Annotated in this window: 25 protein-coding genes and 1 pseudogene; 10 read left to right on the forward strand and 16 right to left on the reverse strand. The window is 69.6% G+C overall.

Translation table 11 applies throughout. From position 1 onward, the window contains the following. Positions 1 to 445 precede the first annotated feature (445 nt). The 3 genes from BLV96_RS48430 to BLV96_RS48440 all read left to right on the forward strand — a co-directional run bounded on the left by BLV96_RS48430 (position 446) and on the right by BLV96_RS48440 (position 2,496). Positions 446 to 1,333 (forward strand): hypothetical protein, encoded by an 888-nt coding sequence (locus BLV96_RS48430; RefSeq protein ID WP_244181023.1) that lies wholly within the window; start codon positions 446 to 448, stop codon positions 1,331 to 1,333. Further along, on the forward strand, positions 1,330 to 2,112 hold the full coding sequence (shbA, locus tag BLV96_RS48435; RefSeq protein ID WP_279627588.1) for an RNA polymerase sigma factor ShbA: 783 nt from the start codon (positions 1,330 to 1,332) through the stop codon (positions 2,110 to 2,112). The genes BLV96_RS48430 and shbA overlap by 4 nt, the downstream gene beginning before the upstream one ends. A gap of 120 nt (positions 2,113 to 2,232) precedes the next feature. Beyond that, a complete protein-coding gene (locus BLV96_RS48440) occupies positions 2,233 to 2,496 on the forward strand; it encodes a hypothetical protein (protein ID WP_086677983.1) in 264 nt (87 codons plus the stop codon). Positions 2,497 to 3,433: 937 nt separating this feature from the next. On the opposite strand, the gene BLV96_RS48445 is transcribed toward BLV96_RS48440, so the two are convergent. From BLV96_RS48445 to BLV96_RS48465, 4 genes are all read right to left on the reverse strand, one after another. Further along, positions 3,434 to 4,354 carry a GAF domain-containing protein gene (locus BLV96_RS48445; protein ID WP_086677982.1) on the reverse strand — a complete coding sequence of 307 codons (921 nt, stop codon included), beginning with the start codon at positions 4,352 to 4,354 and terminating at the stop codon, positions 3,434 to 3,436. Then, positions 4,351 to 4,983 (reverse strand): hypothetical protein, encoded by a 633-nt coding sequence (locus BLV96_RS50435; RefSeq protein ID WP_143263030.1) that lies wholly within the window; start codon positions 4,981 to 4,983, stop codon positions 4,351 to 4,353. The genes BLV96_RS48445 and BLV96_RS50435 overlap by 4 nt, the downstream gene beginning before the upstream one ends. Before the next feature lie 167 nt (positions 4,984 to 5,150). Further along, positions 5,151 to 5,840: a DUF2637 domain-containing protein gene (locus BLV96_RS48455; protein ID WP_086677980.1), complete on the reverse strand. Its 690-nt coding sequence runs from the start codon at positions 5,838 to 5,840 to the stop codon at positions 5,151 to 5,153. A gap of 636 nt (positions 5,841 to 6,476) precedes the next feature. Next, positions 6,477 to 7,442, reverse strand: a complete 966-nt coding sequence (locus BLV96_RS48465; protein ID WP_086677978.1) for an NsdA family TPR-like regulatory protein — start codon at positions 7,440 to 7,442, stop codon at positions 6,477 to 6,479. An 80-nt stretch (positions 7,443 to 7,522) separates the two neighbouring features. Here BLV96_RS48465 and BLV96_RS51640 point away from each other — a divergent pair. Together BLV96_RS51640 and BLV96_RS48470 are read left to right on the forward strand one after the other, a co-directional pair. After that, positions 7,523 to 7,612, forward strand: a pseudogene (locus BLV96_RS51640) (SAM-dependent methyltransferase); the annotation flags it as partial. A gap of 26 nt (positions 7,613 to 7,638) precedes the next feature. Beyond that, the gene (locus BLV96_RS48470) at positions 7,639 to 8,145 is read left to right on the forward strand and encodes an SAM-dependent methyltransferase (protein WP_425266230.1); all 507 of its coding nucleotides are present in this window, start codon (positions 7,639 to 7,641) and stop codon (positions 8,143 to 8,145) included. 338 nt (positions 8,146 to 8,483) lie between these two features. Here BLV96_RS48470 and BLV96_RS48475 read toward each other — a convergent pair whose 3' ends face one another. Next, complete coding sequence (locus BLV96_RS48475) at positions 8,484 to 9,371, reverse strand: hypothetical protein (protein ID WP_244181024.1); 888 nt, start codon at positions 9,369 to 9,371, stop codon at positions 8,484 to 8,486. 563 nt (positions 9,372 to 9,934) lie between these two features. On the opposite strand from BLV96_RS48475, the gene BLV96_RS48480 reads away from it, so the two are divergent. Both BLV96_RS48480 and BLV96_RS48485 read left to right on the forward strand, forming a co-directional pair. Further along, positions 9,935 to 10,192, forward strand: a complete 258-nt coding sequence (locus BLV96_RS48480; RefSeq protein ID WP_086677992.1) for a DUF1883 domain-containing protein — start codon at positions 9,935 to 9,937, stop codon at positions 10,190 to 10,192. A gap of 278 nt (positions 10,193 to 10,470) precedes the next feature. After that, on the forward strand, positions 10,471 to 11,265 hold the full coding sequence (locus BLV96_RS48485; RefSeq protein ID WP_086677976.1) for a GAF and ANTAR domain-containing protein: 795 nt from the start codon (positions 10,471 to 10,473) through the stop codon (positions 11,263 to 11,265). Positions 11,266 to 11,580: 315 nt separating this feature from the next. Here BLV96_RS48485 and BLV96_RS48490 read toward each other — a convergent pair whose 3' ends face one another. The 9 genes from BLV96_RS48490 to BLV96_RS48530 all read right to left on the reverse strand — a co-directional run bounded on the left by BLV96_RS48490 (position 11,581) and on the right by BLV96_RS48530 (position 17,475). After that, complete coding sequence (locus BLV96_RS48490) at positions 11,581 to 12,153, reverse strand: alkaline shock response membrane anchor protein AmaP (protein WP_086677975.1); 573 nt, start codon at positions 12,151 to 12,153, stop codon at positions 11,581 to 11,583. Then, positions 12,150 to 12,677 (reverse strand): DUF6286 domain-containing protein, encoded by a 528-nt coding sequence (locus BLV96_RS48495; protein WP_086677974.1) that lies wholly within the window; start codon positions 12,675 to 12,677, stop codon positions 12,150 to 12,152. The genes BLV96_RS48490 and BLV96_RS48495 overlap by 4 nt, the downstream gene beginning before the upstream one ends. Next, positions 12,674 to 13,069 (reverse strand): Asp23/Gls24 family envelope stress response protein, encoded by a 396-nt coding sequence (locus tag BLV96_RS48500; RefSeq protein ID WP_086677973.1) that lies wholly within the window; start codon positions 13,067 to 13,069, stop codon positions 12,674 to 12,676. Before BLV96_RS48500 ends, BLV96_RS48495 begins: the two co-directional genes overlap by 4 nt. A 6-nt stretch (positions 13,070 to 13,075) precedes the next feature. Beyond that, entirely contained in the window at positions 13,076 to 13,252 is a 177-nt protein-coding gene (locus BLV96_RS48505; RefSeq protein WP_086677972.1) for a DUF2273 domain-containing protein, read from the reverse strand. Between the two features lie 31 nt (positions 13,253 to 13,283). Beyond that, positions 13,284 to 13,571 (reverse strand): hypothetical protein, encoded by a 288-nt coding sequence (locus BLV96_RS48510; RefSeq protein ID WP_086677971.1) that lies wholly within the window; start codon positions 13,569 to 13,571, stop codon positions 13,284 to 13,286. Continuing rightward, positions 13,568 to 14,050, reverse strand: a complete 483-nt coding sequence (locus BLV96_RS48515) for an Asp23/Gls24 family envelope stress response protein (RefSeq protein ID WP_086677970.1) — start codon at positions 14,048 to 14,050, stop codon at positions 13,568 to 13,570. Before BLV96_RS48515 ends, BLV96_RS48510 begins: the two co-directional genes overlap by 4 nt. 262 nt (positions 14,051 to 14,312) lie before the next feature. Then, positions 14,313 to 14,618 (reverse strand): STAS domain-containing protein, encoded by a 306-nt coding sequence (locus tag BLV96_RS48520; protein ID WP_086677991.1) that lies wholly within the window; start codon positions 14,616 to 14,618, stop codon positions 14,313 to 14,315. A gap of 321 nt (positions 14,619 to 14,939) precedes the next feature. After that, the gene (locus BLV96_RS48525) at positions 14,940 to 16,646 is read right to left on the reverse strand and encodes an autotransporter outer membrane beta-barrel domain-containing protein (protein WP_086677969.1); all 1,707 of its coding nucleotides are present in this window, start codon (positions 16,644 to 16,646) and stop codon (positions 14,940 to 14,942) included. A 55-nt stretch (positions 16,647 to 16,701) separates the two neighbouring features. Continuing rightward, a complete protein-coding gene (locus tag BLV96_RS48530) occupies positions 16,702 to 17,475 on the reverse strand; it encodes a hypothetical protein (RefSeq protein WP_086677968.1) in 774 nt (257 codons plus the stop codon). 357 nt (positions 17,476 to 17,832) lie between these two features. Between BLV96_RS48530 and BLV96_RS48535 the strand changes: the two genes are divergently transcribed. After that, complete coding sequence (locus BLV96_RS48535; RefSeq protein ID WP_086677967.1) at positions 17,833 to 18,831, forward strand: ferritin-like domain-containing protein; 999 nt, start codon at positions 17,833 to 17,835, stop codon at positions 18,829 to 18,831. 86 nt (positions 18,832 to 18,917) lie between these two features. Here the strand turns inward: BLV96_RS48535 and BLV96_RS48540 are convergent, their stop codons facing one another. Next, positions 18,918 to 21,296: a helix-turn-helix domain-containing protein gene (locus tag BLV96_RS48540; protein ID WP_086677966.1), complete on the reverse strand. Its 2,379-nt coding sequence runs from the start codon at positions 21,294 to 21,296 to the stop codon at positions 18,918 to 18,920. Positions 21,297 to 21,572: 276 nt separating this feature from the next. Between BLV96_RS48540 and BLV96_RS48545 the strand changes: the two genes are divergently transcribed. Further along, positions 21,573 to 22,436 (forward strand): IniB N-terminal domain-containing protein, encoded by an 864-nt coding sequence (locus BLV96_RS48545; protein WP_143051167.1) that lies wholly within the window; start codon positions 21,573 to 21,575, stop codon positions 22,434 to 22,436. Positions 22,437 to 22,464: 28 nt separating this feature from the next. Then, on the forward strand, positions 22,465 to 22,659 hold the full coding sequence (locus tag BLV96_RS48550) for a hypothetical protein (protein WP_086677964.1): 195 nt from the start codon (positions 22,465 to 22,467) through the stop codon (positions 22,657 to 22,659). A 244-nt stretch (positions 22,660 to 22,903) separates the two neighbouring features. Here the strand turns inward: BLV96_RS48550 and BLV96_RS48555 are convergent. Continuing rightward, positions 22,904 to 23,163, reverse strand: a 260-nt coding sequence (locus tag BLV96_RS48555; RefSeq protein WP_143051168.1) for a fasciclin domain-containing protein, incomplete at its 5' end; no start/stop codon positions are given.

Below are 23,163 nucleotides of genomic sequence, written 5' to 3' on the forward strand. Positions count from 1 at the left end.
AAGGCCTTCGATCCAGGGGCGGCGCGCTCGAGGCACTGGTGCGGTCGGGGAACCCGGCGGATGCGGCTGAGAAACAGGACTTCCGGGTGCGGATCCGCGACCGATCGGCTGTTCCCTTGCCTGTCATGTCGTCCGGAACGCCGCGTTCACCGCACGGCGGCAACCGATATCCCGCGAGTTAATCGCACACGAACTGCCGGTCGATATCGCCGGCGAGCTACCGGCCTGTGTGGCCGTTTCGAAAGGCGTTCAATGCCGCCGAACGGCTGGAATCTGAGACAATCGCTTCCGCTCCCGGAGCGGGAAGACGGGTGGTAGTGCACATCGTCAAGATCAGGTGCAGTTTTCCGCCGCGCCGACATACAACCCATGTGTCCAGGTCGGCGGCGGAGAGTGGTTCCGCCACCGCGTCGCAAATCGTTCTTACCGTGGAGGAAACCCGCCGATGACGACAGACGAGGAACCGGCAGGCAGCGCCGGCTTGGATCGGCCCGGTCGGCCGCGGCTGCGGAAAGTCGTCGCCGCCAGTCGCCGCGAAGACGCCTTCGACCTGCAGGAACTGCTGCTCGCAGTCGTGCCCGACCTGGACGGCGACCGCCCGGAGACGTGGGTAGGTCTCGACGAGTCCGCGGCCCTGGTCGACAACGATGTGCGGCTTCTGCACGCGCTGCAGGCAGAGGGACTTCACGGGACGCTCTGGACCGAACTCTCCAACCGGCTGGCGCGCTACGGCCTTTCGGTCATGAAGGCGTGGATCCACAGCGGGGAAATCTACAAAAGGGCAAAGCTGAAACGGCGGGCTGTCGAACGGGCGAGGCCGCCTCTGAGTACGGAAGAGGCCATCGCCGTGGCCATGGACACGGTCGCGGAAGGTATCGCGCTGTTCAAGAAGAAGGGGCTGGAACAGCGCGACTGGAATCCCGCGGGCGGTGCGCGTCTGTCCACCTACTTCATCGGCAGTTGCGTGCTGTGCTTTCCCAACGTCCACCGCGGGCAGTTGACGCAGCGGTCGCGCAGCGACCAGGACGTGTTCGTATCCGACTTCGACCTCGAGTTCGGCGCGTCGGTGACGCAGTCGGCCGAGGACGAAGTAGTGGGCCGGATGGGAATCGTGGACACCCTCCGCGGAGGCCGGCGAGGTCGCCGGGGCGGCTATCCCGACGACGTGGTCAACCTCGTTGTTCTTTACCACATGGAGGACTACAAGTCCGCAGAGATCGCCGAGCTGATCAGCTCGGAATCCGCCAAGTACTCCTCGAGCACCGTGCGGAAGATCCTGGCCGAGTACCGCAAGCAGGCAGCCAAGGAACGGCGTGAAGGAGATCGGGCATGAGTGACGAAACCATCGCCATGATCGACGCGAAGACGGCCGAGAAGCTGGTCAACCGCTCATCGGTCGGGACTCGAGGTGTGCGCAGCCTGGCCGCGCGATGCGATTCCGTCACCGCGGCTGCGGTGCTCGACCGCGCGGAGGGAGCGACGTCGGCTGGTTCCGACGTCCGGGACTACCGCACTTTGGAGTCTTCGCCGCGGCCCAGCGGCCGGCTCACCAAGGAGGACCTCGACCCGCTCGTCAGGGATGCCGGTGAGGGCAACCCGGCCGCCATCCGCAGCCTGCTCCAGATGATCGAGCCGGTCGTCGTGCGGTACTGCCGTGCACGGATGGGCGGGCGCGAGCTTTCCTACCTCTCGGCCGACGACGTCGCCCAGGAGGTCTGCCTCGCCGTCCTGAAGGCCCTTCCGGATTATCAGGGCCGAGGTGGCTCGTTCCTCTACCTCGTCCACGCGATCGCGGCCAACAAGGTCGCCGACGCCTACCGCGCCTTCGTGCGTGACCGCTCCGAGCCTGTCCCCGAGCTCCCGGAGCGTCCGCTCGTCGCCGGCAACGAGCCCGAATCGCACGCGCTGCACCTCGACCTCGGCGCCCGTCTCGGCCGGCTGCTCGCCTCGCTCCCGAAAGTGCAGCAGGAAATCCTGACCCTGCGCATCGCCGTCGGCTTCTCCGCGCAGGAGACCGCCGAAGCACTCGGCATCTCCGCGGGCAACGTGCGCGTGACGCAGCACCGCGCCCTGACCCGGCTGCGCGGCATGATCCACGACGAGGAGTTCTGAGGTCGTGAGGACGTGGAGTGATCTCACCTACGCCGGGCAGGTCCCCTCGAAAGGCCCACCGAGCCGTGGCATCGCGTCGCAGTACCGGGGTGAAGTGTGAATCGTCAGCAAGGAGATGAAGTGTTCAACGAACAGCATGGCCAGGGCCGCCGTCGCTTCGCCGCCTCCGGACTCATCGCCGCGCTTCCGCGGCCTGGTGGGGCTGGTGGCAATCCCCTTCCGTGGGGCGACCTGGTCCGTGCGGTGCCCTGGCTGTTGATCGTGTTCATCGGGATGGCCGCGAAGTGGTCGGTGACCGAGATCACGGGCTTGCTCGCGTTGCTGGTTGGCTGCTCCGCGTTGCCCGGTGGCGGGACCACGGATACGTCCGGTGTTCGTGGTTGAGGCCGCCGTCGTCGATGAGCCGTTCCACGCGGCCGCAGAGCGGCGTGCACGGCCGGTGCGGGCCGGCCGGTTACCGCCCACGCTCCAGCAGTGCTCGTCCCAGAGGCGTGAGGGTGTGCAGCACGGCCATCCCGTCGCGGTGAGTCGCGATCAGCCCGGCTTGCCTGAGGACCGTGGTGTGCCGGCTGACCGATGCCGGGGACGTCTTCGTCCGCTTCGCCAGGTGAGTCGTGGTCGCGCCCGCGCCGCGGCGATGGCGCGGAGAACCGCGGTTCTCGTCGCGCCGACCAGCGCGCGCAGCGGGTCGCCGACCGTGATCTCCATGGTGTGCGCCCATCGGCAGGACGGGGCGATCGGGTAGACCAGCACCGGGGGCAGCGCCGGGTCAGCCAAGGGGCACGCCGTCCTGCCGCAGAAGTACCTGTCGTGGCCTATGGAACCGCGGACCACGACAGCAGGTCGGGGCGGCGCTCGGAGGTGGTGTCACCTCGGTGACGACCTGATCCGGTGTGATCACGTCATCCGCCACGGTTCCGAGTGTCTCGAAGAAATATCTCGTGAAATGCGAGGAATATGCGTTTTGCCGGGCGAGCGACATCGCGGGTGTTCGGTGTTCGGTCAGCGCCCGAACACCGAACGGCCACGGTTGCGGTCACCAACCGAAGCGATTGACGGCAAGAAACCGGTGCGCGACGCAAGCGCTCAATCGGCGACGTCTTCCCCGGTCTTCGCCCTGTCCGTCGAGCTGGAAGTTCGCGACCGCGATCGACTTTCGCGGAGGACGGCAGTGCGAGCGTTGCGGCGAGCTTGCGCGAAGTACCGTTCAGGGTCTCGCAGCAACTCTTTCGCACGCTCGACCGAAGGGCTGTTGTCGACCTTCATGGGCGTACCTCCTCACGGGCCAACTGTAACTTCGCTGGTAGACGGCGTCGAGTGGTCATTCGGGGTCGTCCGCTTCGGCATTGAGCAACGCCAGGGCGAGGATCCACCCTAGGACTCGCACGATCGAGGTGTCTTCCTCCGTCAGGCTCCCGGCCTCGTCGACGTCCACCATGAGAATGCCGAACGCCTTGCCGGCGGCACGGACCGGAACAGCGAGAAACGTGCTGTAGCTCTCCCGGCGACGCCTGCTCGGTTGCCAGTGGTCCGGCTTCAGCTGGTTCAGGTCTCGGTACAGCTCGGGTTCTTCCTGGGTGATCAGCCGGAGAAGACCCACGCCACGAGCAGTCTCCGTCGAGAAGACCGTCGTGGGACGGGAACCGCGCCCGAAGTGCTGACGAGGCACCAGCTGGAGGTACTCGTCGCCCGACGCCTCTAGCTCGTACCAGCACGCGCGTGCTCGATTGGCGGGATGGCATACCTGGGCGGCCGACGCGAGGATCATCGGGATCGCGCCGGCTTTGCACGTTTGACGATCGGACTTCGACGCGCGTAGGCACCCGTCGACCACGAACGACAGGACCGGAAGCAACACGTCACTCACCGCTACCCGGATTTCAGCTTCGACTTCCAGGATTCGGGCCTCGGTCGCCGCCGTTTCCTGCCTGGCTCGTTCGACGCCGTCCTGGGCCTCCCGCGCCTTGGCCGCCGGTACCGCGAATCCGAAGAGCGCCACCACCGCCAGACCACCTGACAACACCCACCGCCACGGGCCCACCGACGTGGCCAGCAAGGAATTGAAGAAGGGCGCGGCTGCGACGGCGGCACCGCCGACCCACAGTGACCGAGCGCCGGCCCAACTGGTCACCTTCGCGGTCAGCCGGTTCTCTGCCGGCCGGGCAACCTCTGAAGGCTCGGTTCTCGATTCGCGCTCCTCGTCTCTCCGAACCGGACCCTCCAGCCGGTCGGAGGCCGTCATGAGCTGGCGGTCGTATCGGACTTGAAGGCTTCCGGGTCCTTCGCCTTCGCTTTGTCGAGCAAGCCCGGTTCGGTGGCGCTGTCGAGGACTCCGGCCAGCTTCCGCTGCGCTTTGTCGGCGACATCGGTCGCCTGATCGGCCTTGTTCTCCGCTTGCTGACGGCCGGCGGAACCGAACCAATAACCGAGGGAACTGGTCAGCAGAGGTAGGACGACGAGAAGGATGTCTTTGGCGCGCTGGAACTCGTCGACGGTGCTTCCGTCGGCCTGCTTCGTGACCGGTGAGCCGAGCTCACCGTATACCGCGAGCAACCAGAGGCCAGCGACAACCAACAGGATCAGCGTGATCCCGGCACGCACCCATGTTCCGAAATATCTCATCTGCGCCTCCGCGGCAACTGGCCTGACCTCGCAGCTCGAGCCTCTTGCCCTGACGTAGTCGCCGGTGAGCCGAGGTGCTGTTACGGAAGCTGCGTCACAATTCACCCGGAAGATTGAGTCGCCCTCGTTGTCGAAAGTGCCCTCAGGCAAGCGATTGATCTCGGTGGTGTCGTCACGTTGTCCGCGATCGAAACGGACCGACGGACGTGGCCGGGATTTGCAGGCGTAGCGATGCGGTGAGGAGTTCACCCGTCAGGCGTACGTTATCCAGTGACAGTCCGGCCAGTGCCTGTCCGGTGCACGACTCGACCATCATTCTTCTCGCATGAGCAAGGTTAACCCGTTTGGAGTAATGGTGCTGCCAGGTTACTGCCGCAATCCGTCGAGTCTGAAGACGGCAGTGGGCGCGGCCCGGCTCACCTGTGGCCGCCGACGTCCTCGCGGAAGGACTCCGGCGAAAACGGCATCGACGACTCGATCGCCTGCGATTGCCCGGCCAGCCGACCGGCGCTGCGCCACTTGCGGAGGATGCGGCGGCCGTAGTTGTGGGTGCCGGCGTTCCTGTCCAGGTCGGCGCCGGACGGCGTACGCCCCTGTCGCCTTTCGGCTTCGTAGTATGCCCACATCCGCTGCTCCGCGGTCTGTTCCGCAGGCTCATCGGGGGACGACTCGTCCGGGGATACCTCGGCAGTGTGATCCAGGGTGGCCGGCTTCGGCGTTGCTCGATGGCGCTTCAGGGCCCGGTTGAGCAGTTCGACCGCCAGGAGCAGTGCCAGGGGAGGGCAGGCGGCGACTGTGATGCCGAACACGTTCAGCTCGGTGGCGGAGCCGATGTTGGCGCAGAGCGAGAGGGAGATCCCGAAGGTGAAGGCGAGCCACGCCTGCCAGCGGCTGCCGGTCCCGGACTTCCAGAGCTCGACGGTCGCGATGGTCAGCAGACCGTCGACGATGAGCGGCCAGATCGCTGCGGTTGTCCGGTCAGCACCGAAGCGAAGGGCGAACTGGAATCCGTGCCGGTATGAGGCGAAGGCCGCGCCGAGGGCGACGAGCCCGGTGCAGACGCACTGGATGCCTAGCGCCAGATCGTCGCGGGAAGAGTTCGTCATGACCGCTCCCGCCGGCGGCGACCGAGCTCGACCAGGGTCAGAGTCGCGGAGATCTGCAGGTCAGGGTCGGTTCGGGAGTGCGTGGATGCTGTCCGTACCCGGTCGGGGGTACTCGAAAAGCCCGTCTGACCCAGGTCAGGCGGGCTCTTTGGTCTGCTGGAAAACATCGCGTCGGAGATCGAAGGCCGCGAGTGAAGCTCGTCCTCCCGCACCCGGACTGACGTGGGTAGTCCAGGGTGGAGGTCGGGTTTCATCTCGTTGTTCTTGCCGGGCCGGTAGAGGTTGGTAGACGGCGCCCCTGCCCTTCTTGTCGCGCCCGCAGCTGTGCAGAATCCGGCCGCGGAGCACGTATTTGCGTCTCGCCAACGGATGCGAGCTGGGGGTGTCGCCGTCGTCAGCGCCAGTGCGCGATCTGGGTGATGGTCTGTCCTTTGAGGCCTTCCGGACCGAGCCGTGACTTTGTCTTGCCCTTCTCCACCTTGACCGGGCTCGGACGCGGAACGACCTTCGCCCGGTAGCCGTGTGGGGGCCGCCCAGTGTTCCAGCCGTAGAAGGTCGGCGATGCCAGCTGCGCGCGGAGCGGCGCGGCCCGAACCGGTCGCGAACCGGTCGGTGGCGCCGGCAGCACCCGCCGCCCTACTTCGGCAGTGATTCAACTCGAAAGGCAGTGACGGAGTTCAGCAGTTCGCGGGCGGGACGGCTGCCGGGGCGCCGGCGCAGCGTGCCGGCCAAGGGGCCGAGCCGGTCTTTGGGCCGGACCGAGCCGAGGTGGCGAGCGATGGCGATCGCGTGGGCGGTGGTGGCTGCTGCTGGGCCGAACTCGTCCCGGAGCGCGTGGTTGTGGGCGAGCATGATCATCGTCAGCGATCGGCTGCGGGCCATCTCGGGGCCGTACCGCCCGATGGCCCAGGCCAGCGGTGGAATGGCCCGCTCGCTGTACCGGATGTTCTGCCGGTGGGCCAGCTCGGTGAACACCGAACCGCGCATCGCTGCCATGTCGGTGCTGCCGAAGAACGCTTCCCACGGCTGCGGGGGATGCCAGCTGTCCATGGCGCCGAACAGGTCTTCCGCGCGCGCCAGCGCATCGAGTGTTGTGGCTTCGTCACCGGTCATCGCGTGTGCCCACGCGGTGTTCACCTGCAGTAGCGCGTGGGCGCGGTGTGCACCGGAGCGACGCGCGGCGAGGTCGCCGCGCCCGAACTGGTCCAGCGCACGGCCGGGATCGTCGTGGTGCAAGTGCAGCCGGCCGAGCCGGTAGTGGATGTTGGCGACGAGGTTGTCGTTGTCCGCCTCGACGGCGAACTCGAGTGCTCGCTCGAACCGCAGCCGGGCGGCGAAGGGGTGACCGGCGTCGAATTCGATCCAGCCGAGGAGGTTGTGGATGTCGGCGAGAACGGTGCACAGCCGCGGTCGAAGAACGTCCGGCACGCTGGCCCAGCGCAGGAGCAAGCTCGCTCGTTTTGCAGTTTCGGCACCTTCCTTGCAGAACGTGCCGCCTTGGCGGTAGTCGCGAGCACGAAGCGCCCCGGCGGCCGCCTCCAGACGTTCGACATCGGTCTCGGACGGTTCGAGGAGCGGGCGAGGTCTCCGAGCACGGTTCACAGGCAACCTCCAGTGATCAAATGATTACCCAGAGTTGAATGAGCTCAAACCCCTCGTCGCCACCGCGACAGGGGAGATAGTTGGATCCCGGCATCGCGCGGATGTACAACTACGTGCTCGGCGGGAAAGACCACTACCAGGTCGATCGGGACGAGCTGGAGCGGCTGCGGCAGGTTTACGTCGACAACGACCGGTCGTGGTCGCGCACGGCCGGGCGCTGCTGGAGGAGAACGACCGGACGCGGTTCATCGCCGGCGACATCTTCGAGCCGAAGTCGATCCTCGAGGACGAGACGGTCCTCGAGCACTTGGACTGGTCGCGGCCGATCGGGCTGATGTTCGTCGCGACGCTGCACCACCACAAGGGCGACCGGCACCGTCCGGCCGAGATCATGCGCGAGTACGTCGACGCGCTGCCGTCGGGGTCCTATGTCGCGGTGTCGCACCTGTTCGATCCCGGCGAGGGCGGCCGCGCACGGGTGGCCGGACGGGCCGAGCCTCAAACCGCTCAACCTGGCGCAGCGGCTCATCGCCGGCGCGGTCGCCCGCAAACCCTGATCAGGAACCGGCATCCGCAGACCGGCGCTGGCGGCGAAGCTCCGCCGGCGAACCGGCACCGCGGTCACCGAGGCCGTGCCGTGCGCGCTCCAGCCCAGCAGCCGCCGAAACCCTGCAGCCGCCCTAATCCATTGCGGGATCCTTGATCTGGTGCTGCCGCTGCATCCCGACTGAACCGAGGCCGAGCGTGAGCCTTCGGAAAGTGTTCGTGACAGGTTGCCGCTCGGGGGCGGCCGGGAGGCTACTTGTTCAACCACCCGGCCGCCGGCGACCGATTTCCCCCAACCTGCCCGGATAAGCACGCTGGTCCCACGTCACGGGTGCGGTTGACGCGTGTGACAGGACCAAGGTCGTCACCTCCGCCGCGCGGCGCGGTCGTTCAAAGGTTGCGGCGGCGCTCGCCCCCGCCGGCCGGAAGGACAGCATCGACCGGATCTCGACCTTGGCGGCCGCGGGCGGCAAGGTCGGATGACGCAAGCACGGCCTATTCGTACACGATGTAACTCGGCGCGGGATCGAGGGCCAGCACGTCCGCCGGGCTCATCAACACCGAACCGTCGCGGGTGTCTTCGTCGAAGAAGAGCTTGAACCCGGTGCGCGCCCGGTCGGGCATGCCGCTGGTCAGCTTCCGCCAGGTCGCTTTCTTCGCCGAGGCCGGGCCGATGCCGTCGACCACCTTGATCGCCGATACACCGACGTGGGGTGACAGAGACCGCTCGTCGCGCACCACCGAGGCCGACACTTGGTGGTATGCCATGATTTTGTCCGGCAACCGGTGGGCGCCGACCAGGGTGCTGAGGTAGGTCGCGACGCCGTCGAGTTCGGCGCCGGTGGTGCTGCCGAACTCCTCCCCGGGAACCATTCCCGGATCGACGGCCCATTCGGGATCGAGCGCGACCCCGACGTCGGGTTCGGTGAGCCAGTGTTCGTACGCCTGGACTTCCGGTAGGAAGTCGGCGCGCCCAGGCTGGATGTTCAGCAGCAGCACACCGCCGATCCGCCGCGCGGCGTCGAGGTAGTCGCGCACCGTGTCGTCGCTGCATCGGCTGCGGTACATGCCGTCGGCGCCGGGTGAGCGGTGCGCGGTCGTGGCGATCAGTTCCACGACCGGGACGATCCGGTGCCCGGGCGGATAGGTGCCGATCGTCTCCTGGAGCTTGCGACCGGCCGCGTCCAGGTCGCCGGTCATGGTTCCGAGAGCCGCAGAGCCCGGAGCGCCGCAGAAACCGACGAAAATCGCCGCCGGAGCGGAAGTCGGCGACGATGCCGGGGGAGAGGTCGGGCTCGGCGACCTCGACTCGGGCGGACGAGGCTGGTCGCCGCGGCCGTGCTGCGACGTGCCACACGCCGACGCTGCACCGGCCAGCGCCAACGTCAGCAGCAGGCGCCGCGACACAGTGTTTGCCGGCACGTGGTCAGCGGCTGGCTCGGTCGAGGCCGCGCACCACCAGTGCCGCGCACTGACCGAGGGAGATGTGGCGCCGACGCGCCATCTCGTTCAACGTGGCCCGCGCCCTGATCGGGTGTACGCCGCGCCTCGCCAGGACCGCGACCGCACGATCGACATCTCCGACGCGCGCGGCTGTCCTACGGCGAACCTGCACTTTGCCCCCTCGGTACGACACTGCCAACAACTGTCAGGTACCCCTTTTGCCTGGGGGCAAACAAACCTGTGAGTGCCGCAACACAGCGCACCGGCCACCTGACTCTGTCGTCACCACATCGTCATAGTCCCACCGAACGCGCCCTCGTCGGCAGACCGGCGAAAACGACGGCATTCGCGGTCGTGAATTTCCTACCAGGCCTGCGTTGTAACAGTCGGATCAGCAAGCTCGACCTTTGTGAGGCGTGAGCATTTCGCCCAGCCTCCGGTTGAAAAAGCCGAGCGGAGGAGGAATCTGGTCTCCCCGGGGGTGTGCCGTGGCATCCGATGTAATGGTATTCGATCTCGGCTGGCTGAGCAGATCTACCGTCGTCCGCGTCGAACTGGACGTCATGGCCAACGTCCGCCTGATGACTAAAGCAAATGTCGAAGCGTATACGAAGAGACTCGCGTACCGCATGACAGGTGGCGTCGCGACAATGCGGCCATTCGACGTCACAGTCCCAGTGGACGGGCATTGGTATGTCGTGGTGGACACCGAAGGGTTGAAGGCGAACCGGGTGCAAGCCGACATCACGGTCGTCGCGTGAGTGCTCGCCGTCTCGCCGAGCGTCCCGGTTCCCTCCGCCGTCGTGTCCCACCACGAGCGCTGCGTCCGGCACCGGGCGGTCCTTTATGGACCTGTCCGCCGCGTCGCTTCCGGTGAAGTTGCGCCGAACGCTTGGATTCGAACCTGGGTCCGCGCGGAACTCGTACGAGCCAGCCCGTCGAAACCTCCCTCTCGTCCAGTGGCGGCACCGGCGGCTATGTTGGTCGGTGCGATGGTTGAGCAGGCAGCCGTCTTCCGCGGAACACCAGGGAGAACGGCATGACCAGTGATCAGGAGTGGCAGCTCGACCGGAAGGCGTTCACCTCGGGCGCCGGCCGGACGCCCGGTCCGGGACCGCTGGCCGAACAGTTCGCCCAGCTGACGGCCACGCTGCTCGCGGCCCCTTCGGTCGAGGACGTCCTCCAGCGAGTGCTCGACGCCACGACTGTGATGGTTCCCGCCGCCGACCTGGCCAGCTTCACCCTGCTCGATGACGACGGCGGCTTCCACACACCGGCCGAAACCGACGACGTCGCCACCGATCTCGACCTGCTGCAGTACCGCTTCCGCGAAGGTCCGTGCGTTGAAGCGGCCGTCCCCGGCGGCCCCGCTGTCGCTCTCTGCCCGGATCTGGCCGACGAGCCGCGCTGGCCGCGGTGGGCGCCCGCCGCGGTGGACCTCGGTGTCCGGTCGGTGTTGGCCACCGCGCTGATCCCCGGACCGCCGGCCGGACGCTCCATCGGTGCTCTCAACGTCTATTCACGATCGGTGAAGGGGCTGGACGAGGCCGATCGTGACGTCCTGCTCCTGCTGGCGACGCACGCGTCGCTCGCCTTGGCCACCACCGACGCGGTGACGCGCGCCGAGTTGAAGGCCGCGCATCTGCGCAAGGCGATCGAGAGCCGGGACGTGATCGGTCAGGCGAAGGGCATCATCATGGCCCGCCGAGGTGTCTCGGCTGACGTGGCGTTCGACGTGCTGCGCCGCACGTCCCAAGACCTGAATGTCAAGCTCAACGAGGTGGCGTCGACGCTGGCGACGCGGCACACCGAGATCGATCTGCCCACCCCGTGAACGGGGTTCACCTGCAGGCCGTTTGAGCGCGCGACCGGCTGGCAGGTTGAATTCGGTCCGGAGCTTCGTCGTGTGCGACGTCCGAGCGGCAGCGGCCGTCGCTTCCGGTCCAGGCCTGGGCGGATCGTGACGTCGCCGTCGTCGAGCTCGGTGGCCGTGCCGTCCGGCGCAGCTCCACTGCAGCTCCCGGCCCGGCGGCGCCGGCCGCACCGCCTTGCCGATATCACTGGCTCTTGCCGTCGAACGCGAGGGCCGGCACGGCCGCAACGACGTCCGATCTCGGGGTAGAACCGGCAGCAGCCCATTCTTCACCATTCACCGAATGCGCGCGCCAGTCCTGGTGGTGAACCGGAATTCGATGGTCACCGGGAGGGTCTCGAGGTCGAGAGCCTGTCGAAGCCGGGGCAGGCCGTGGGTGTCGAGGCGGTCGCGGATGGTGCTCGGGTCACCCTCCTGCGTCGCACTGAGAACCAGTGCGAGTGCCGGGGCCTCGCGGGTGCCGGCGAGCGTCGCGTGCGCCGCGTGGACACCGGGGTAGGTGCGGACGTCGGAGAGGAACGGTTCGACGGCCGTGCCGGGCGCCAGGTCGGTGGTGCCGCGGTCGGGTTCGGTGGCGAAGCGCCACGTGTGGGTCTTGGGTTTGCGGGCCAGCTGGGCCGCGAGCCAGCGCAGCAGCAGGAGACCGGCGATGACGGCGGACGCGGCGACGACGTACCAGACCCAGCCGGGCGGCCGTGCGGTGCCGGGCACGAGCGGAGTGTCCGGCGCGAGCAGCCGGAGCTTGCCGAAGTGGGTGGCGACGGCGAATCCGCCGGTCGCGAGCAGGACCAGTCCGATCAGAGCCAGCAGGGCCCGGTTCAGGCGGGCTGGGCGGTTGAGGCTGCTCATGGCGTGCTCCTGGTGGCCTTGACCTTCACTTTCACAGCAGGGTCGGTCGCGGGTGCGATCTGGGCGAGGCGGTGGGAGATGGCGGCGTGGACCGCCTCCGACAGGCCGTCGGTGCTGATCCGTTCGGTGCGGACGCGCGCGCTGACCTTGCGGCGGTTGACCGTCAGCTTCGTCCCGGACACGCCGTCGACGCCGGACGCGGCGGCCCGCAGGGTGGAGCGGTAGCTGCGCCGGGACGCCCCCGACTCCGGCTGGCCCCGCAGGGGAAGCACGGTGAGCTTGCCGGGGAGCACCGCGGCGAGGACCAGGATGAGTCCGAGCAGCACCGCTACGCCACCGGCGACGGCGGGGACCAGGTCGTTCCAGTGCTGCGCGTGCAGCCATCCGGCGACGCTGTCGTAGCCGATCCACGGCCGTTGCCCCAGGATCAGCTGGACCGCGGCAACGGCGGCGCCGACGGAGGCGGCGAGCAGGACGAGCGCGGCGAGCACGGCCGGGGTGCTGCGGCGGGGACGGCGTTTCACTGGACCCTCCTGGTGTCGGCTTGCGCGGTGTGCAGGGCGGTGACGGTGATGTCGACCCGCTCGACCGCCAGCCCGGTGAGTTCTCGCACCCGGCTGATGAGGTGCTCGCGGACGGCGTCGGTCGTCTGGCGGACCGACCGCGGGTAGCCGATCGACAGGCGCACCGTCAGCGAGGCGGTGTCGCCGGCGACGGTCGCGGTGACTTTGGCGCTGCGGTCGAGGTCCTCGCTGCCGACGGACACACCCAGTACTCGTGAGGCGGATCCGCCGACGCCGTCGACTTCGGTGACCGCGGTCGCGGCGATCCGCTCGACCGCCGTTCCCCCGATCGTCAGCGCGCCGCGCTCACCGGCGTCCGAGGGCGCCGGCGCGGAGGTGGTCGCGGTGGTCATGGCGGATCAGCCCCGGTCACGGCCGGACAGCGCCGACAGGTCGAGCTTGCCGTCGAGGTACCGGCCGACGAGCAGGCCGAGCGCGCCGAGGACGAGGACCAGGAGAAAGGCGCCGAAGCCGCCGAACGCGGCGGCCAGGCCGAGGACGAGCCCGGTCAGCAGACCGAGGTGGGTCGAAGTCATGGTTGCTCCCCGATGTGTCGATGGAAGTGGTTCACGAGGTCACCGGCGGGACGATGTCCTCGATGCGGACGTTCACCGGCCGGTCGACCGGGCCGATCGCGGCGCGCACCGCGGCGCCGATCTCCGCCGCCGTCGCCGGGTAGCGGCCGGTCACCCCGACGGTGATCTCGTCCGGCCGGATGCGGATTCCGGGGACGCGCCGGTGGGGCAGGAGGGTGGCGATCTCGCCGAACCGGCCGCTGTGCGGGCCCGCCACGGCGGGCAGGGCCAGCACAGCGGCGGCGACGGCGTCGGCGTCGATCGCGACGCCGCGGGTCACTGGACGCGGCCGGTGTCGGGCTGCTCGTCGGTGTCGTCGCCGGGGAGGTGGACGTCGGAGACGTTGATGTTCACTTCGACGACCTCGAGCCCGGTCGTCTGCTCGACCGCGGTGATGACGTTGCGGCGCACCGAGCGGGCCAGGTCGGTGATGGACACGCCGTACTCGACGAGGACCTGCAGGTCGATCGCGGCCTGGCGTTCACCGACCTCGACGGAGACGCCCTGTCCGGCCGACGCGGTGGCGCCGGGGATGCGTTCGCGCAGGGCGTTGAAGGCGCGGGCGGCACCCCCGCCGAGGGCGTGGACGCCGGACACCTCGCGAGTGGCGATGCCGGCGACCTTCTGCACCACGACGTCGGAGATCGTGGTGCTGCCGTGGCTGGAGGACAGCGCGCTTTCCCCGGCCTTGGTGAGGGTGCCGGTCGCCGGGGCTGCGGTCTTGCCGGTGCCGCTGGTCGTGGTGGCCGGGTTCGTCATGGCGTCTCCTTTGATTCGGTTCGGATCGGTGGTTTCCGTGCGGGTGCCGCGGATTCCGTTCCGCTGCCTGCACACCTGGTGGACACCGCCCTTCGGGAAACGTCACGAGCTGATCGTGTGTCGTGGCTCTCGTTCACCGGATCGGGTAGTGGAGCCGGATCCCGAATCCGCGCACCCGAAAATTGCTCGTATCCCCGGCGCTCAAGGACAGGTGCCGCATCGGGGTGAATTTCCAGAATTCGAATTCGGAAACTTCCGTCACTCATTCGAACCGGCGCGGAAATCGAACCGCTCGGCGTGCCCGCCGGTTGCGGAACCCACCGCTGTCAGCGGAGTGCATGAACACCGTGCGGGGCACCTGCATCCCGGCCGAACCGCAGAAGGTGATGCCGCCGAGGTCGACGACGAGAGCCGGCGGCTGCGCGCCGAGAGCGGCTTCCGCCTGCTGACGCAGCCGGTCCGCGGTGGCGAGGTCCAGGTCGCCGACGGCTGCCACCACGACGGCTTCGGGCCAGGTGGTGAGGTGCACGGTCAGTTCTGGGAAGCCTTCGTCGTCGCTGCGGTCCACCGGCACTCGCCTCCCTCGTCAGTGACCCTGGAACTGATGCATCGTTTTGTCATCGATTCTCCAGGTGGCCACCTGCGGTCTGTCCGCCGACCGACAGACACGGCCGTGAAGCACACCCTCACGGGAGAGGTCGCCGTTGAGACCGACGTCACTGGCAAAGCCAGGCGCCATCGCGGGCGGTGGCTGAACCCGGCTCGGAGCGCGCGACTCGCATCGTGTCGTCGGTGGGGGCGAGGGTTTCGGCCCCTGAGCTCATCCCGCACGACAGAGCGGGGGCGCCGGAATCCGGTGCCCCCGCTCGTTGTGCTCCCCGGTGAACCGTCAGACGGTGTGCGGGGTGTGCGCGACGGTGTTCCAGCCCGAGGCGTGGACATCGGCGTCGCCGCCGTTGCCGCCCCAGCCGGAGTTCCCGCCGGCGGTGGTGCTGTTGTTCCCGGCGTCGCCGGTCGAGCCGGTGGCGCCGGTGTCACCCGAGTTGCCCGAGGTGACCGTGGTGCTCGAGTGGTCGCCCTCGTTGTTCCAGCCACCGTGGTGACGGCCTTGCTGCTCGTGCCCGCGGGTCGAAGTGACGGCGGTGTTGCCGCCGGTCGAGCCCGAGTCGCCCGAGTTGCCGGACGTGCCGGTCACGGCGTTGTTGTGGCTGGTGGCGTTCCCGGCGTCGCCGGAGTTGCCGCCGTTACCGCCCTTGGCGGTACCGGTCACGACACCCAGGACGCCGGTGCGGCCGCCCTGCCGGTTCCAGCTGTGCCCACCGTTGTTCGTGGCGGAGTTCTGGCCGGTGCTCACGACGGTGGCGTCGCCACCGTGGCCCGCCCAGCCGGAGTTCCCGCCGGTGGTGGTGCTCCAGTTGCCCGCGTCACCGGTCGAGCCGGTGGGGCCAGTGTCACCCGAGTTGCCCGAGGTCACCGTGGTGGCCGACTTCGTGCCGTTCTCGTGGTTCCAGCCGGAGTTGTTCAAGCCACAGTTGTGGTTCCGGCCGCCGTGGTCGCCGCGGCCGTTGTTCTGGCCGCCCACGGTCCACACGATGGCGCTGTTGCCGCCCGTGGAGCCGGAGTCGCCCGAGTTGCCGGACTTCCCCGTCACCGCGCTGTTGTGGCTGTTCGCGTTGCCGGCGTCGCCGGAGTTGCCACCGTTACCGCCCTTGGCGGTGCCGGTGACCCAGCCCAGGACGCCCGTGTCGCCGCCCTGGTGCTTCCGGCCGTGCCCACCGTTGTTCGTGGCGGAGTTGTCGCCGGACGCGATCGTGGCGGCGTCGCCGCCGTGGCCCGCGTTGCCGGAGTTCCCGCCGGTGGTGGTGCTCCAGTTGCCCGCGTCACCGGTCGAGCCGGTGGCGCCGGTGTTCCCGGAGTCACCCGAGGTCACCGTGGTTTCGCAGCGCGCCAGCACGCACAGGCCGTAGGCGCTGTTGCCTCCGGTCGAGCCCGAGTTCCCGGAGTTGCCCGAGTTCCCCGACACGGCGTTGTTGGAACTGGTGGCGTTCCCGGCGTCGCCGGAGTTGCCACCGTTGCCGCCCTTCGCGATCCCGGTCACCGAGCCGAGCACGCCGCCGCGGGCGCCCCGCGAGTCCGCGGTGTTCTTGCCCGACGCCGCCGACGTCCCGGAGCCGCCGTGGCCGGCGGTCCCGGAGTTGCCGCCGGTGGTGGTGCTGGTGTTCGAGGCGTTCCCGGTCGAGCCGGTCGCGCCCGTGTTCCCGGAGTTGCCCGAGGACACCGAGGTGCTGCACTTGGCCAGGACGCAGACGCCGTAAGCGCTGTTCCCGCCGGTCGAACCGGAGTTGCCCGAGTTGCCGGAGTTCCCGCTGACAGCGTTGTTGCCGCTGCTCGCGTTGCCGCCGGAACCGGAGTCACCGCCGTTGCCGCCGGCCGAGGTGCCGGAGACCGTGCCGGAGACAACGGAGTGCAGCGTGTTCCCGAGCCCGCCCAGCGGGCCCGCGTTCCCGGTGTCCGCACTGGCCACCGCTGACCCCAGCAGGACGAACCCGCCGGAGATGAACGCGGCGGTCAGGCCGCGTCGTACGTACTTGTGCATGACTTCCCTTTCACACTCTCTGTCCATTGTGGATTTTGAGGATGGAAAGGGTTCGTCAGCTCGGATGGTCGTTGCCGTAGTACTCCAGCCAGTGCAACGACCACGAGCCCGCGGGCGGCGCCCGCCACGTACGGTCCGCGCCCGGTATGACCGATCCGGCCGCGGTCACGGCGTACTCGCCTCCGTGCTGGCCACCGGACCCCGCCGACATCGCTCCGCTCGTGCCGGTCACATCGGCGAGTGGTCCGCCGCCGCCGGATCCGGACAAAGGGCCGGCAACGCCGGCCGCATCCGCGTCCCCGGCGACGTGCCGGGCACCGACCTGAACGTCAAGACGACGTTGACCGCCGCTCTGCTCGTCGACGGCCGGAGCAGTCCGGTCGATCGGCGTGACCAGTTCGCCCGGTGCGGCCACCACCGGCGGAGCACTGACGTCTCCACGTGGTGTGGGCTTCGCCCGCTGATCGGTCACTGCCGTGGCCACGGGCTCGGCGCCGATCGCCCGCGCCACCGGCTCGGTGACCGGCCGCAAGGCCGACAGCACCGGTTCCGCTGCCTGCAGCACCGGGCGGGTCAGCGGCGCGAGCGCGGGCTCGAGCCCGCTCGTCACCGGCTTCACCACCGGAGCCACGTGCGACGTCACCGCGTGGACAGTGCCCGTGACCGGCTTCAGGACCGGTTGGGCGTGCTTGAGCACGTCGTGCGCGGTGTCCCCGGTTCTGTCGAGCAGACCGGCCCGGTCGGGCGGAGGCGAACCTTCGGAAGCGTTCGCGGCCCCTGACACGGCCAAGGCCAGCAGGGTGAACCCGAACAACGCGCCGGCCACCACCAGTACCCGAAGTACCACCGGGTGCCGGACCAGCGCGTAATCCGTCTGGGAAGTATCCATCCATCTCACCCCCTTTCAGGTCTGGACTTCACCGTCAGTCAGAGTTCGAGACGAAGCACATCACCGGATTGGGTGGAGATCAGAGTTTTTTCTTTCGCTCCAACGTGTTTACTACCGCTGATTAGTGGGTAAATTCGGACCTTTTCCCGCCAGAAAAGACGGGGACAGGGGACCGACCCATCCGCGGCGCGGACAGCTCCGAACGGGGAACGTCCACGAAGGATCCGTCCCGGCGCCGGGAGACCGGCGCTGGGCTACGCCCGCTCGTTCGCGTGCGGGCGGGTTGGGAGATCACCCGTGTTTGGCAAACGCTATGCCGCGTCGATGATCAACCGCAGCGCCGGAAACGACCGAGACCGCCGCCGCTTCCTCAAGGCAGCCGGGATGACCGGCCTCGGGGTGGTCGGAGCAGGCGCGCTCGGCGGGCTCGCGGCCGGACCCGCAGCCGCCGCGACGGCTCGGCCGGCCGCCGCCCAAGCCGCCGCAGCCGAGGTGAGCGACGGCGCCATTCTCAACTTCGCGCTCAACCTCGAATACCTGGAAGCCGAGTTCTACCTGCACGCCGTCACTGGTAAGGGCCTCGCCGATTCGATGACCACCGGCACCGGTACCCGCGGCGGGGTGACCGGCGGCCGCGCGGTCCGCTTCCAGAGCAAGACCGTCCGCCAGTACGCGCAGGAGATCGCCGCCGACGAGAAGGACCACGTCCAGTTCCTGCGCTCGGCCCTCGGCTCGGCCGCCGTCGCGCGTCCGGCGATCGACCTGCAGTCCAGCTTCACCGCCGCGGCCCAGGCCGCCGGACTGGTCAGGCCCGGCCACAGCTTCGACGCCTTCTCCTGCGAAGAGAACTTCCTGCTCGCGGCGTTCCTCTTCGAAGACGTCGGCGTCACCGCCTACAAGGGCGCCGCGCCCCTGATCTCCAACAAGACCTACCTCGAAGCCGCCGCCGGCATCCTCGCCGTGGAGGCCTACCACGCCGGCAACATCCGCTCCCAGCTCTACGAACGCCGCGGCGGCATCCTCGGCCTCGGCCTGCTCGGCCGCGACCTGCGGGAAGCCTCGGTCAAGCTGTCCAACGCCCGCGACAGCCTCGACGGACCCGCCGACGACGACCAGGGCGTCATCGACAGCCGCGGCCAGGCGAACATCGTCCCGACCGACGCCAACGGCATCGCCTACAGCCGCTCGCCGGGTCAGGTCCTCAACATCGTGTACCTGACCAACAAGGCCGCCACCTCCGGCGGGTTCTTCCCCAAGGGCGTCAACGGCGACGTGAACACCAGCGCCGCCAACTGACCGGGTGGGGGTGCCGGACCGCCGTCGGGGCGGACCGGCACCCTCGCCCCCTGACCGGCGCGTGGACGTGGAAGCCGCCTGAACGCTCAGCTCGCTTCGCCCAGGATGCCGCCCAGCAACGTCGCGAGGGTACGGCGGTCGGAGACGCCGAGTTTGGCGCGAATACGAGCCACGTGGTGTTCGACGGTCTTGGCGGAGATGTGCAGCTGTTCGCCGATCTCCTTGTAGGTGTGCCCGGCGACGACCAGCCGCCCGATGTCGCGCTCGCGCGGGGTCAGGGCCGGCGGCTCGGCCGCTGCCGGTGCCGCGGCCACGGTGGAGCCCACCGGAAACTGCTTGGCCGCGCGCAGGAGCGTGACCATGGCCGCGCGGTCCGTCGCGCGGACGGCCGCCTGGCCGGCCAGCCTGGCCGCGTCCCAGCGCAATCCCGCACGGTTGAGCAGTCTCGCGGCGGCCAGGATCGCCTCGACGTCGACCGAACCGTCGAGGACGGCCAGCCATTGTGAGCCCGCCGCGGCGAAAGCCGGGGCGAGCCGCCCGGGCTCGGAGGTCCCGGCCAAGGGGCGCAGCGCCTTCCGCGCGGTGTCGCCGTCGCCGCCGACGATCGCCGCGTGGAACGCGGCCCAATGCAGCCATGCCGACCACACCACCGGGGAGCCGTGCCGATCGAGCACGGCGAAGGCGCGGTCGCGGTGCACGCTCACGCGGTAGCCCTCCTCGATCCGGGCCGCGGCCACGAGCACCTCGCCCAGGGGGAGCAGGGCGAACAAATCGACCGGCTGCCGCATCATCGCCTCGTACGCCGCTCGCCAATGCTCCCGCACGTTCTCGGGCGTCCCGCCGCGGCGGGCCAGCCCCAGCTCCAGCCCGTGCAGGAACAGCTCGTCGCGCGGCCCGAGACGGACGTCCGATCGGCGCACCTCGGTCCGGCGGGCTTCCGCGGTGGCGAGGTCGCCCTGCAGCATCGCCGTCCAGCCGAGCAACAGCGTGTGCCGCTCCCCGCCGCCGGCCCGCTCGAGCACGCCGTGCGCGAGGTCGAACTCGGCGGTGTGCAGCGCGACCAGCGCGGTGAGCGCGGCGGGCGTGTCCGGCAAGAGGTCTCCGGTCCCGGTGGCCGCCGCCGAGTCGGCTGCGGAGAGCAACGTGGTCAGTGCGGCTTCCGGCCGGCCGGCCACCGATTCCCGGATGCCCGTCAGCAGCCGCGCTGCGACGTGCCCGTAGGCGGGGACCGGGCCGGCCGCAACGTCGGGGACGTCGTCGACAGTCTCGCCGAGCGCGATCGCGGCCAGGTCCGCCAGCCGGGCCGCCCCCGGATCGGCGGACCAGCGCAGCAGCTCCGCGCCGCGGGCGAGGTCGCCGCGGCGGGCGATCACCGTGCCGGCGACGAGCGCCCCTCGGGTCCGGGCCTCCGGCTCCGCGGTGTTCAGCAGTTCGTCGCCGAGCCGCAGGGCCGTGTCGAGCCGCCCGCTCAGCACCGCCGCGCGCGCCCAGTCCGGTGCCAGGCGGATCCGTGAACTGCCCGCGTGGGCTGCGGCGGCGTACAGGTCGAAGGCGAGCGCGGGATCGCCGACGGCGGCTTCGGCCGCCGCCGCTTCGAACCCGGCGCGCACGACACCGCCGGCGGCCCCGAGGCGCAGCAACTGCCGTGCGATCGCGAGCACGGGCCGCCCGGCGCCCAGCTGGGCTTCCAGCATCCGCACCAGGACGGTCAGCCGGTGATCGACGCCGGTGTGGTCCTGTACCGCCCGCGCCACGATCGGCGGCACGGCGTCGTCGTCGGCGAGCAGCCCGGCGGCCCGGACCTGCTCGACGACGGCGGACACGTCGTCGCGAGGCCGGTCCAGGGCGACCGCGAGCAGCTCCAGGTCACTCCGGCCGCCGGCCGCGGCGGCGACCAGGTAGGTGAGCCCTGGTTCGCCGAGCCCGTCCAGCTCGGCTCGCAGCTGGTCGATCAGCTCCTCGACGACAGGTACCCGCAGACAGCGCGCCACCAGCCGCGGCACCCCGGCCGTGGCCCGCTGCACCGACACCGCCCGCTCCCAGGTGAGCGGCCTGCCGAGTACGTCGCCGGAGAAGCGGACGACGTCGCCCGGACTCCACGGCTCCAGGCGCAGGTACTGGGCCGGCGCCCCGGCCAGCATGGTGACGATCGACCCCGCTGCGCCCCGGGTGTGGGTGAGCACCAGCCGGGGCGCGCCTGCCACAAGCGTGCGCAGGTCCTCTCCGGCCAGCGTGTCGGCGTCATCGAGCACCACGGCGGCGTCCGTGGCGGGGGTGGCCACGGTGAGGTCTTCCCGGCCGATCACCGGGACGCCGGCCGCGCGGTAGTGCCGGCCGATCGCGTTCAGGACCGTCGACTTGCCGTGCCCGTGCGCTCCGGTCAGGACCAGCCGCAGCGGGTCACCCGGACGGGCGTCGATCCCGGCGAGCACCTCCCGCAGCCGGGACGACAGCAGCTCCTCCACGACACCTCCAGGAACGGCGACCCCAAATGGTCACCTGCCAGGAGTTCGTGACTGGGCCCTGCCGCAGATGGGCGGGTCGTCCCCTGTTCGGGCATGAGACCCACACCACTCGGATGGGTTACCCCCTAACGGGTCGCGGGACCCCCTCAGGGGTTTCGAAGATCACCGTTAGGCGTCGCACCCGATGTCCAGGGTGCGGCCGACGCCCTAGCTTCGGTGCGGTCGGTGATCCCCGTGGTCGGCGACGTCATCCGTTCCCCACAGAGAGCCTGGTCGATGAACCCCGCGCAGTCGCTGTACGAATTCACGCTCAACCTGCTCAACGACCCGTCCGCCCGCACCGCCTTCGGCGACGACCCCCAGGGCACGCTCGACGGCGCGGGCCTCGGCGACGTCTCCGGCGCCGATCTGCACGACATCCTCCCGCTGGTGCTGGACTTCGCGCCGGTCGGCACCCTCGGCGGCGAGAACGGCCTGAACCTCGGCTCCATCACCGGCCAGGCCGGCGCGGTCGAGCAGCTCAAGGCCCTCACCCAGAACCTCGCGCTCGGCGACACCACCTCCGAGAACAACGTCCTGGGCGCGGTCAGCGGCATGACCGCCCTCACCCAGAACATCACCGACCCGTTCTCCGCCGCGGGCGACCTGACCAGCGGCATCGACCACATCGGCGGGGGCCAGGCCGACCCGGTCACCACCGTCACCGGCGCCCTCGGCGACGTCACCGGACACGTGGCGGGCGGCGACGTCACCGGCGCGCTCGACGGCGGCAACCTCACCGCCGGGCTGCAGGACGTCTCGGGCCTCACCTCCGCGGTCGGCAACGCGCAGGGCGTCGGCTCCACGATCGGCGACCTCACCGGGAACCTCGGCGTGAACGCCGGTCTCGAGCACACCGTCGGCGACGTGACCGCCCACGGCGTCGACGACGTCGTCACCCACCTCGGCGACATCAGCCACAACGGCACCCTCGGCGACGTCACCAGCCACGTCGGCGACATCGCCTCCCATGCCGGCAGCATCTCCGACGTCCACGACGTCGTCGGCAACATCGGCGAAGGCGCCCTCAGCGGCAACATCGGCGCGGACCTCAGCCACCTGAGCATCGGCTCCGGCAACGACGTCCACCTCCCCCACTAAGCCCTCGCGGCGGCCGCCGCGGTTCCCGGTGTCCGGGGACCGCGGCGGCCGTTCCGCGTTCCAAACCGCCGCGGCACGCGACCTGCCGATCACCCGCAAGGCCGAGACCCTGCTGGTCGAAGTCGGCGACCGCGATCCGGACGCCGCGTCCGTGCGCACCGACCCCGGCGGGAAAGCGGTCTGGGCGCGGGTGCCGATCAGGGTGTTCCTCCTGTGCCCTTGAGCGCGCCGCCGCTCGCCGAGAGGCCGGTCGCCGCCACGACCCTGGAGTGATCCGGCGGTGGCGACGACCGGCGGACGCCGCCGCTTCGGCGTCCCCGGTGGCGGATCTACTGCAACCCGCCGCCAGACTGCGATCGCTGTCCGAGCCGATACAGCGAAGGACGGTCACCCCGGACTCCAGGAGGTACGTGGAGCCCGAGGTGACCGTCCGGTACGGCCGCCCGTCGGCGGCCCGATCGTGGATGTCAGTTCTTGTTGGTGCCCGGGGTCAGCACCTTGTCGATCACGAAGACGGTCGCGTTCTTCGTGGGGATGTTCCCGCAAAGGATCTTCGCGCCGTTGACCGTCATGCTGTCGCCCGAACCCTCGATCTTCAGCGGGCCGCCCGCGGTGTTCAACGACTCCAGCGAGCCGGCGGAGGCGAGGCCCTTGGCGTCGTAGCGCTTGCCGACGACGTGGTACTGCAGGATCGGCGCCAGCTCGGCCGGCTTGCCCGCCAGCTCAT

Source organism: Amycolatopsis pretoriensis (assembly GCF_900107925.1).
In the GTDB taxonomy this organism is placed as follows: Bacteria; Actinomycetota; Actinomycetes; order Mycobacteriales; family Pseudonocardiaceae; genus Amycolatopsis; species Amycolatopsis pretoriensis.